Source organism: Rhizobium sp. LjRoot30 (assembly GCF_964253915.1).
In the GTDB taxonomy this organism is placed as follows: Bacteria; Pseudomonadota; Alphaproteobacteria; order Rhizobiales; family Rhizobiaceae; genus Metarhizobium.
In genome coordinates, this window is the sequence record NZ_CAXUSG020000006.1 from 350,207 (window position 1) to 360,315 (window position 10,109).

8 protein-coding genes are annotated in these 10,109 nt (G+C 63.7%); 6 read left to right on the forward strand and 2 right to left on the reverse strand.

Annotated elements, in window-relative coordinates; translation table 11 throughout:
* Positions 1 to 75: 75 nt before the first annotated feature.
* The 6 genes from ACSQ3I_RS15130 to ACSQ3I_RS15155 all read left to right on the forward strand — a co-directional run bounded on the left by ACSQ3I_RS15130 (position 76) and on the right by ACSQ3I_RS15155 (position 7,038).
* Positions 76 to 1,101, forward strand: a complete 1,026-nt coding sequence (locus ACSQ3I_RS15130) for an ABC transporter substrate-binding protein (protein WP_436000209.1) — start codon at positions 76 to 78, stop codon at positions 1,099 to 1,101.
* A gap of 173 nt (positions 1,102 to 1,274) precedes the next feature.
* Positions 1,275 to 2,780 carry a sugar ABC transporter ATP-binding protein gene (locus ACSQ3I_RS15135; protein ID WP_436000211.1) on the forward strand — a complete coding sequence of 502 codons (1,506 nt, stop codon included), beginning with the start codon at positions 1,275 to 1,277 and terminating at the stop codon, positions 2,778 to 2,780.
* Complete coding sequence (locus ACSQ3I_RS15140) at positions 2,780 to 3,769, forward strand: ABC transporter permease (protein ID WP_436000213.1); 990 nt, start codon at positions 2,780 to 2,782, stop codon at positions 3,767 to 3,769. Before ACSQ3I_RS15135 ends, ACSQ3I_RS15140 begins: the two co-directional genes overlap by 1 nt.
* 2 nt (positions 3,770 to 3,771) lie before the next feature.
* Complete coding sequence (locus ACSQ3I_RS15145; protein ID WP_436000242.1) at positions 3,772 to 4,758, forward strand: ABC transporter permease; 987 nt, start codon at positions 3,772 to 3,774, stop codon at positions 4,756 to 4,758.
* The gene (locus ACSQ3I_RS15150; protein ID WP_436000215.1) at positions 4,755 to 5,771 is read left to right on the forward strand and encodes a LacI family DNA-binding transcriptional regulator; all 1,017 of its coding nucleotides are present in this window, start codon (positions 4,755 to 4,757) and stop codon (positions 5,769 to 5,771) included. Before ACSQ3I_RS15145 ends, ACSQ3I_RS15150 begins: the two co-directional genes overlap by 4 nt.
* 25 nt (positions 5,772 to 5,796) lie before the next feature.
* Positions 5,797 to 7,038, forward strand: a complete 1,242-nt coding sequence (locus ACSQ3I_RS15155) for a Gfo/Idh/MocA family protein (RefSeq protein ID WP_436000217.1) — start codon at positions 5,797 to 5,799, stop codon at positions 7,036 to 7,038.
* Between the two features lie 192 nt (positions 7,039 to 7,230).
* Here the strand turns inward: ACSQ3I_RS15155 and ACSQ3I_RS15160 are convergent, their stop codons facing one another.
* Together ACSQ3I_RS15160 and ACSQ3I_RS15165 are read right to left on the reverse strand one after the other, a co-directional pair.
* Entirely contained in the window at positions 7,231 to 9,573 is a 2,343-nt protein-coding gene (locus tag ACSQ3I_RS15160) for a glucose/quinate/shikimate family membrane-bound PQQ-dependent dehydrogenase (RefSeq protein WP_436000244.1), read from the reverse strand.
* A gap of 57 nt (positions 9,574 to 9,630) precedes the next feature.
* Complete coding sequence (locus ACSQ3I_RS15165; protein WP_436000219.1) at positions 9,631 to 9,900, reverse strand: BON domain-containing protein; 270 nt, start codon at positions 9,898 to 9,900, stop codon at positions 9,631 to 9,633.
* Positions 9,901 to 10,109 lie beyond the last annotated feature (209 nt).

A 10,109-nucleotide genomic window follows, 5' to 3' on the forward strand; every position in this document is an offset into this window, starting at 1 on the left:
TAACGGCGAAAACGGCTATTGAAATCGATTTCATTTTCTGATTTCATCCTCTCATTCAAAGTTTGGGAGGACTTTATGAAGAAATTCATCGCAATCGCATTGGCTACCGTTGCAACGCTTTCGGTCTCCGCCCTGGGCGCTTCGGCCGAAAGCTTCAAGATCGGCCTGTCCAACGGCTGGGTCGGCAGCGAGTGGCGTACCCAGATGATCGACGAAGCCAAGGCTGCGGCCGCGGCGTGGAAAGAAAAGGGCGTCGACGTCGAAGTCGTCGTCCAGAGCGCCAACGTCGATGTGCCCGGCCAGATCGCCCATGTTCGCAACTTCATCAGCGAAGGCGTGAACGCCATCATCATCAACCCGAACAGCCCGACGGCCTTCGATCCGATCTTCGCCCAGGCGAAGGAAGCCGGCATCCTCGTCGTCGCCACCGACGCCGAAGTCTCGTCGCCGGATGCCGTTTACGTCGGCATCGACCAGACGGCATGGGGTGCGGCGGGTGCCAAGTGGCTGTCCGAAACGCTCGGCGGCAAGGGCAAGGTCGTGGCGATCAACGGTGTTGCCGGCCATCCTGCCAACGAAATGCGCGTCGCCGGCTACAAGAGCGTTTTCAGCCAGCATCCGGATATCCAGGTCGTCAACGAAGTGAACGCCAACTGGGATCAGGCGCAGGGCCAGCAGGCCATGCAGAACATCCTGGCTACCTATCCTGACATCAACGGTGTGTGGGTGCAGGACGGCATGGCGGCCGGCGCCTGGAAGACGATCATGGATGCGGGCAAGACCGGCCAGATCGCCGCAACCGGCGAAATCCGCAAGGACTTCATCGACCTGTGGATCAAGGACAAGCTGAACTCCGGCGCAACCGTCAACCCGCCCGGCGTCATGGCCAGCGCGCTGAACGTCGCCGTGCTGATGCTGCAGGGCAAGGAACTCAAGGAGCCGGCAACGGCTGGCCAGTACAAGAACGCCATGTACCTGCCGATCCCCTTCATCGACAGCAAGAATGTTGCCGATGCCGCCAAGCAGCTTGACGGCAAGCCGGGCTACTATTCCTACACCAGCAGCCTGTCGATCGACGAAGCTTCCGCGCTCTTCAAGTAAGCGCTGCACGTGATCCTGCGCCGGATGCGATGGCTCCGGCGCAGTTTTCCTCTTGGGGCACCTGTTTTTCCCTGCATTGGGATGTGTTCCAGATCTTTGTTTCGGCGCAAATGCGGACATCAGACCGCACCGGCTCCAGCCGGATTTGCTCCCAGGCTCCTACGGACAACATCATGGCAAAGCTGTCCCTCAGCGGCGTAAGCAAGGCTTACGGCGCGACCCTGGCGCTACGCCGGGGCGACCTCGATATCGAAGCCGGCGAAGTGCACGTGCTGCTCGGCTCCAACGGCTCCGGCAAGAGCACGCTCTGTAAGATCGTCGCCGGTAGCGTCCGCCCCGACAAGGGCGAGGTGCTGATCGACGGCCGGCCGGTGACCATTTCCGGGCCGCAGGCGGCACGGGCCCTGGGGATCGGCATCTTCTACCAGGAGCTCAGCCTTTCCGAGCATCGCAGCGTGGCGGAAAACATCTGCCTGGCCGACCTGCCCGGAAAATCCGGCATCTTCGTCGACCGCACGGCGCTGGAAGAGCGCGCCAGCCGCTACATCGCCCTGTTTGCCGATGTTGCCGGCGAAGGATTTTCGGCTGAAGCGCTGGTGGGCAACCTGCGCGCCGACCAGCGGCAGCTGGTGGAAATCATGAAGGCGCTATCGAGCGAAGCGCCGGTGATCATCTTCGACGAACCGACCTCGGCGCTCGACCGGGCACAGGTCGACCGCTTCTTCGAGATCCTGCGGCAATTGAAGACCGAGGGCCGTGGCATCATCTTCATTTCGCACCGCATGGACGAAATTACCGCTATCGGCGACCGCGCCACCGTCATCCGCGACGGCGAGACGATCAGGACGCTGAAACTGTCGGAAACCGACCCGGCGGAGCTCATCCGCCTGATGGTCGGCGAACACAGCGACCTGCCGTCCGCCGAGCATGAACTGCCGTCCACCGGGCCGAGCGCGGGCACGCCGCTGCTGTCCGTTCGCAATCTGAGCGGCAAGGGTTTCCGCAATGTCAGCTTCGACGTGCTGCCGGGGGAAATCCTCGGTTTTGGCGGGCTGCATGGCCAGGGACAATCGGCAGTGCTGCGCGCGTTGTTCGGCGCCTCCATCATTTCCGCCGGCAACCTGGAGCTTTCCGGCCGCTCGCTTGCGGTGGCCAATCCGCGCTCGGCGATCCGCAGTGGGCTTGCTTATGTCTCCGGCGACCGCGGCCGCGACGGTGTCATCCAGGGCCGGCCAATCGTCGAGAATGCGGCGCCGATCCATTATCTCAAGGAGCGCCTGCTGCTCGCCCGGCCATCGGCGCTGCGCGACAAGGTTTTGCCGGCGCTCGGCGCCTTGCACACCAAGTTTGCAAGCCTTGCCCACCCGATCGGTTCGCTGTCGGGCGGCAACCAGCAGAAGATCGTCATCGCCCGCTGGCTGATCGAGCGGCCGGAGGTGCTTTTGCTCGACGATCCGACCAAGGGCATCGATCTTGCGGCCAAGGCCGATCTCTTCAACCTGATCCGGCAGCTGGCCGCCGAAGGCATGGCGATCCTGCTGTATTCTTCGGAGGATGCCGAACTGCTCGGCAATGCCAACCGCATCCTCGTGTTCAACGGCGGCGCCGTGACGCGGGAACTCACCGGCGCGGATCGCACGCGCTACAATCTCTACCAAGCTGCTTATGAGGCTGCGTGATGGCTGAAACCGGCACCGCAAAAGCGTCGACATCGGGCGGCTTCAAGCGCTGGATCGAGCGCTACCCGTTCCTGCCGGCACTCGGCATCCTGATCATTCTCCTGGCCCTCAACGGCATCTTCTCGCCCAACAGCCTGAGCTATCGCTCGCTGACGGGACTGATCAGTACTTATCTCGCACTGATCATGCTGGCGATCGCCCAGACCTACGTCATCTTCGCCGGCGATATCGATCTTTCCGCCGGCGCGGTCGTCTCGCTCGTCAACGTCGTCATCATCGTGCTGATGGAAAAGATGGGCGGCGGAGGACTGGCGGTGTTTGCCGCGCTCGGTATCGGCGTGCTGACCGGGCTTGTCTGCGGCCTGATCAACGGCATCGTCGTGGCCGGCCTGCGGTTGCAGGCGATTGTCGCCACCTTCGCGACCAGCATCTTCTTCACCGGTTTTGCACTCTGGGTGATGCCGGTGGCCGGCACGCCGGCGCCGGCCCTGTTCTGGCGCACCTACGGCAGCAAGCTTCTCGGCCTGCCCTTCGTTTTCTACGTGCTCGCCGCGCTGGCCATCCTGCTGTTCGTCATCTCGCGCACCCGGCTGGCGTTGCAGCTTCTTTCCGTCGGTGACGATGCGCAGGCCGCTTACCAGACCGGCCTTCCGGTGACGCCGATCCGGATCAAGGGTTACCTGCTCTGCGGCCTGTTTTCGGCGCTGGCGGCATTCTGCGTCACCGGCGATACGGCCAGCGGCGATCCGCTGGTCGGCGGCAAGATGACGTTGTTCAGTGTTGCGGCAGTGGTGCTGGGCGGCAGCGCGCTTGCCGGCGGCTGGGGAACCGTTGTCGGTTCGCTGCTCGGTGCGCTGACGATTGGCCTGATCAATTCGCTGGTGTTCTTCATCGGCACGCCGTCGGAATGGCAGAATTTCGTCCAGGGGCTGGCGATCCTCGTCGTGCTGATGGCGGGCATCCTGGTGGGCAGGAGGGCAAGGGCATGAGCATGGTCAACGAAACGGGCGCCGGCAAAACCACTGCGGCGATTTCCGAATTCCTCAAGCGGCCGCTGGTCATTGCGCTGGTGCTGATCGTCGTGCTGCTGTTTGCCGGCAACGCCCTGTCGCCCGGCTTCGCCTCGGGCCAGCAGATCCTCCGCCTGCTCATCGTTGCGGCCCTTCTCGGCATCGTTGCCGCCGGGCAGAACGTCGTCATCCTTGGCGGCCGGGAAGGGATCGATCTCTCCGTCGGCGGCGTCGTGTCGCTGTCGGCCATCGTCGGCGGCAATGTGATGAACGGCGCCGACATCGGCATCGTGCCGGCGGTTTTGGCCTGCCTCGCGGTCGGTGGGTTCTTCGGTCTCCTGAACGGCCTTGGCGTGACGCTGCTGCGCATCCCGCCGCTGGTGATGACGCTCGGCATGCTCGGCGTGCTGCAGGGATTGTTGATCGTCGTGCGCCAGGGCATCCCCTCCGGCCAGGCCGCCCCCGGCCTCTCCAGTTTCGTGACGCAGCCGTTCCTCCTCGGCCTGCCGGGCATCATCTGGCTCTGGGTGCTGATCGGGGTGGCGATGGCACTGATGCTCACCCGTACCGTCTTCGGCCATCGGATCTATGCGATCGGTTCCAATGAGCATGCTGCCTACGTGGCGGGCGTGCCCGTCAAGCTGATGCGCGTCTCCGTCTTCGTCATCTCCGGCATGTTTGCGGCCATCGCCGGGCTGTGCCTGCTCGGCTACTCCGGCTCTTCCTTCGCCAATGTCGGCGAACAATACATGCTGCCGTCGATCATCGCCGTCGTCTTCGGCGGCACCTCGCTTGCCGGCGGCAAGGGCGGATATACCGGCACCATGGCCGGCGCCGTGCTTCTCGTCATCCTGCAAAGCATCCTGACCACCGTCAACATCGCCGATTCCGGCCGCCAGATGGTGTTCGGCGCGACACTGCTGCTCCTGATGCTGCTTTATGGTCGCGGGCGGGCGATGCGGGCATGAACGACCGGCCCAAGATCAAGGACATCGCCGAGCGGGCGGGGGTGTCGCCGGCGACCGTCTCCCGGGCACTGACCGATTCCGGCCTGGTGACGGAAGCGACGCGGCGGCGCATCCACGAGATCGCCCGCGAACTGAACTATCGGCCGAATGTCCGGGCACGCAATCTCCGCACGCAGCGCTCCATGGCGGTGCTGCTGGTGGTGCGCGATGTCGGAAACCCCTTCTATCTCGACGTCCTCAAGGGCGTCGAGGCCGTTGGTCGCGCTACCGGCTATTCGGTGCTGATGGGCAACACGGAAAACGATCCGGAGCGCGAGGCGGAATATTTCGACATGCTGCGCGACGGCCATGCCGACGGCATGATCCTGATGACCGGCAAGCTGCCGGGCGAGATTGCTGGCCAACCCTCCGGCATCGAAGACCTCGCCGTTGTCGTGGCGCTGGAAATCGTCGAGAATGCCGGGCTTCCGCATGTGCAGATCGACAATACCGCTGCATCGCGCTCGGCCGTGCGCCATCTTGTCGAACTCGGGCACCGGCGGATCGCCCATATCACCGGTCCGATGCCGGAAACGATGAGCGTCGGCCGCCGCGAGGGTTACCGCCAGGCGATGGCCGAAGCAGGCCTCGAGATACCCAACGGTTACGAGCAGCACGGCAACTACCTGCTGGAATCCGGCCGCGACGCCGTGCGCCACCTGCTGGCGCTGGAGGAACCGCCGACCGCCATCTTCGTCGCCAACGACGAAATGGCCTATGGCGCGATCCACCAGTTGCGGCGCATGGGGCGCGATGTGCCCGGCGATGTTTCCGTCGTCGGCTTCGACGATCTCTATCTCAGCCAGGCCTTTCATCCGCCGCTGACCACGGTCAGCCAGCCGCGCCTCGACATCGGCCGCATGGCGATGACCGTGCTGCTGGCCATTCTTGCCGGCGAGGCCGGCCCCCCTGAACCCATCGTCATGCCGACGGAGCTTCTCGTCCGCGCCAGCACGGCGCCTCCACCGGCCTGACATCGACATTTTCAAGGAGCAGATCATGACGGAATTGCCGAAGAAGACATTGCGTATCGGGTTTGTGGGCAGCGGCTTCATCGCCCATTTCCACCTGAAATCCATGGTGGGCGTGCGCAATGTCGAAGTCACCGGCGTCTATAGCCGCAGCGCCGAAAAGCGCGCCCGTTTTGCCGCCGAAGTCACCGCGCTCGAACTCGGTGAATGCCGCAGCCATGCCTCGCTCGAAGACCTGCTGTCGGCCGACGACGTCGATGCCATCTGGATCCTGTCGCCCAATTATACGCGCCTCGACGTCATGCGTGCGCTGCACGCTGCGGTGAAGGCCGGCCGCAGCAAGATCTTTGCCGTCGCCTGCGAAAAACCGCTGGCGCGCACGGTCGGCGAAGCCCGCGAGATGCTGCGCCTTGTCGAAGATGCCGGCCTCAACCATGGCTATCTCGAAAACCAGGTCTTCGCCACGCCGGTTCTGCGCGGCAAGGAAATCATCTGGCGCCGCGCGGCCTTGACCACCGGTCGTCCCTATCTCGCCCGTGCGGCGGAAGAACATTCCGGGCCGCACGAGCCGTGGTTCTGGCAGGGCGACAAGCAGGGCGGCGGGGTGTTGTCGGATATGATGTGCCACAGCGTCGAGGTCGCCCGCCATCTCCTGACTGAACCGGGCAAGCCGCGCAATTCCCTCACCGTCAAGGCGGTGAACGGCACGGTCGCCAACCTGAAATGGACCCGGCCGCATTATGCCGACCAGCTGGCAAGCCGTTTCGGCCGCGAGGTCGATTACCGCAACCATCCCTCTGAAGATTTCGCCCGCGCCACCGTGACGCTTGCCGATGAAGAGGGCAACGACCTGATGATCGAGGCGACCACCTCCTGGGCCTATGTCGGCGCTGGCCTGCGTATCCAGCTGGAACTGCTCGGTCCGGAATATGCGCTGGAATACAGCTCGCTCAACACCGGCCTGAAGATCTTCATGTCGCGGGCCGTGCATGGCAGCGAAGGCGAAGATCTGGTCGAGAAGCAGAATGCCGAGCAGGGGCTGATGCCGGTGCTGGAGGATGAAGCCGGCGTCTACGGCTACACCGACGAAAACCGCCATATGGTCGAATGTTTCCGCAAGGGCGAAAGGCCGATCGAAACGTTTGAGGACGGCCTCGCCGTCGTCGAGATGCTGATGGGCCTCTATCTGTCGGCCGAGCGGGGAGAAACGATCCGCTTTCCTGCCCCGGAACTGGAGGACTACGTCCCGGTCGTCGCTCGCCGGGAGTGATGGCGCCTCTTCCCCTTCTCCCCCGCGGGGAGAAGGTGGCCCGAAGGGTTGGATGAGGGGGAGCGCGCCAAGCGGATAGGTTTTGCCGTGGGGCACCCCCTCATCCCGCTGCCGCGACCTTCTCCCCGAGGGGAGAAGGGGCAGGCGGCACGCTCTCACGGCAAATTCTTGGGCAGCCAGCGAGCATCCGTCTCACTTCGGAAGCGTATAGGCGATGACATAGTCCCCGGGCTTGGTTCCGACCGAACCATGGCCGCCGGCAACCATCACCACATATTGCCGTCCGTCCTGTTCATAGGTCATCGGTGTTGCCTGGCCGCCTGCCGGAAGCCGGGCACGCCAGAGCTCGCGGCCGTCGTCGAGATCGTAGGCGCGCAGATAGTTGTCTACGGCCGCACCGAGGAAGGCGATACCGCCCTTGGTGATGATCGGACCACCGATGCCAGGCACGCCGACCTTGAAGGGCAGGGGCAGCGGTGTCATGTCATACACGGTGCCGTTTTTGTGCTTGTAGGCGATCTTGCCGGTCCTGAGGTCGGCCGCGGCAACGTAACCCCATGGCGGTGCCTGGCAGGGGATCTGTAGCGGGCCGAGAAACGGCCCCATATAAACGCCGTAAGGCGCGCCTTCATTGCGGTTCAATCCCTGCTCGCTGCCTTTCTGGCCCTGTTCGCGTGCCGGAATCTGCGCCCGCGGCACCAGCCGGGAGGTGAATGCCAGATAGGTGGGCATGCCGAACATCATCTGCCGTTCGGGATCGACGGCCACGCTTCCCCAGTTGAAGGTTCCGAAGTTGCCGGGATAGACGAGGGTGCCTTCGAGCGACGGCGGCGTATATCGTCCCTCGTATTTCAGCTGGTGGAAGGCGATGCGGCAGGCGAGCTGATCGAACATGGTGATGCCCCACATGTCCTTTTCCATCAGCGGCGGCGGCATGAAGGTGAGGTCCGAGACCGGCTGCGTCGGGGCAGTGAAATCCTCCGGGATCGCGCCGGTCGGCGCGGCAACTTCCTTGACCGGAATGATCGGCTCGCCGGTGCGCCGGTCGAGAACGTAGATATCGCCCTGTTTGGTCGGGCCGACGAGCGCCGGCACAGTCGAGCCGTCGGCTTTGGCGATGTCGAGAAGTGCCGGCTGCGCCGGCACGTCCATGTCCCAGAGGTCGTGATGCACCGTCTGCCGCACCCAGCGATCCTTGCCGGTCTCGATGTCGAGCGCGACGATCGACGAGGAATAGCGCTCGACATTGTCGCTGCGGCCCATGCCGAGTTGATCGGGCACCTGGTTACCGAGCGGGATGTAGACGAGGCCAAGCTGTTCGTCGACGCTGAACACCGACCAGCTGTTCGGCGAATTGGCCGTATAGGTCTGGCCGGCAGGCAGGGGCGTCGTCTCGGTCGGATTGCCGGAATCCCAGTTCCACACGAGAGCACCGGTCTGGACATCGAAGGCCCTGATCACGCCGGATTGCGACTGCGTCGAATAATTGTCGTTGACGGCCCCGCCGATGATGATCTTGCCGGCGACGATGACGGGCGGCGAGGTGGAATAATAATATCCGGCTGGGTTGTAGGGCATGCCGGTTTCCAGCTTCAGCACGCCGTTTTCGGCAAAGGCGCTGCAGATCTGGCCGTTGGCTGCATCCAGCGCGATCAGCCGCGCATCGGAAGTCGGCAGATAGACACGGGTGGCGCATGGGCTTCCGGCCGTTGCCGCCGGATCGGCGTAATAGGTGACGCCACGGCATGTCTGATGCTGCCGGTCGGGGTTGAGGCCGGCATTGGAATCGTATTTCCACTTCTCCTTGCCGGTCGCGGCGTCGAGCGCGATCGCCCAGTTGTGCGGCGTGCAGAGATAGAGGCTGTTGCCGACCTTGAGCGGCGTCACCTGATAGGTGGTCTCCCCCACATCTTCGGGCAGCTTGACGTCGCCGGTCTGATATTGCCACGCAACGGTCAGCTGGGCGACATTGTCCTTCGTGATCTGCGTCAGGGGCGAATAACGCTGGCCGTAGGGGGTGCGGCCATATTGATGCCATTCGCCATCCGGGACCGCGCCGCCAAAACTGACCGTCGTCGCCGACGCCGTCCGTTGCGGCAGGTCACCGGCCATGTCCTGGGGATCGGTTGTCATCGCATAGAGTGCCACGGCAATGCCGGCGATGAGCGGCAGCGCCAGCGGCCAGGGGTTGACGCCGTATCGATAGCCCGCCGGGCTGACGAGACCGAGCGGCTGCCGGATCCACGGTGTCAGCAGCCACAACCCGAGCAGGATGACGATGCCGCCGCGTGGCCCCAATTGCCACCAGTCGAATTGCACTTCCCAGATCGCCCAGAGCAGCGAGCCGAGCACGACGAGGCCATAGACCCATATCGCGGCGGCGTGGCGCTTGAGCAGCAGGAAGGCGGTAATCAGAAAAGCGATCCCGGTGATCAGGTAATAGAGGCTACCCCCTAAGGCGACCAGGTAAGCACCACCGCCCGCCAGCACCAATCCAAGTACGGCGAAGACGACGGCGGTCAGGGTGAGGATCATCGGGAAATCTCCGGCTGCAGACATGAAGCCGCGCCCGAAGGCGCGGCAAATCGACAATTACAAGGAACGAACGAAAATCGTGTGATTGACGGCGGTGACGCCGGGGGTCGACATCACCACCTCCATGGCGCGGTCGATCTCTTCACGGCAGGAGAGGCTGCCGGTTATCGCCACCTCTGATCCGTGGACGACGACGCTGAGGTCTGACGCATCGAGCGTGCCGACCGCCGCCAGCCTGGATGCCACTGCGGCTTCGAGCACCGAACGGGCATGCAAAACGTCGTCTTGCGGCGGATTGCCGTGAAAGGTGCGATCCTTGAACAGCATGTTCGCCTCCTGTTTTAAACGCAGACCAGCGGCTCAAGGCGGCTGCAAAGCCGACCTGTCCCGCTATTCTATCAATGCGACCGGGGTGAAAAAGTTCCCTCCGCGCCAAACATCGATACTGCGCTCTCGTAGGAGCCGCATCGTTGGCCTAGGGCATCGCTTCCGATATGCACGAAACTGCCTGACGTTAGGGGATGTACGAATATTCC